This window comes from Mycobacterium ostraviense (genome assembly GCF_002705925.1).
In the GTDB taxonomy this organism is placed as follows: Bacteria; Actinomycetota; Actinomycetes; order Mycobacteriales; family Mycobacteriaceae; genus Mycobacterium; species Mycobacterium ostraviense.
In genome coordinates, this window is the sequence record NZ_NKRE01000104.1 from 1 (window position 1) to 279 (window position 279).

General features: G+C 33.3%; 1 protein-coding gene. It reads left to right on the top strand.

The genetic code is table 11. The annotated features are described in order from the left end of the window. Positions 1–279, top strand: a 279-nt coding sequence (locus CDN38_RS32665; protein WP_368773226.1) for a DUF1381 domain-containing protein, incomplete at both ends; no start/stop codon positions are given.

A 279-nucleotide genomic window follows, 5' to 3' on the forward strand; every position in this document is an offset into this window, starting at 1 on the left:
CATTTATCTCAAAAAGGATTATTGTTCTTTTTCTTGTTGGGAATAATATTAAATATTATAGCTATTCTGATTTATCCAATCGGCGTAGATTATGGAGTGTTAAAGAAATTACGCAATACTTAGTTACAACATTCAAAGATTCAACAGGACGTAAACATACACACATAACTCGAGCTAAGAGCAATCAAAGGTATACAGTTGTTGAAGAGGAGAGTAAAGAAGAAGCGAAAGAGAAGTGCGAGGCACAAGTTAAAAGAGAGGCAGTTATTAAATTAGGTC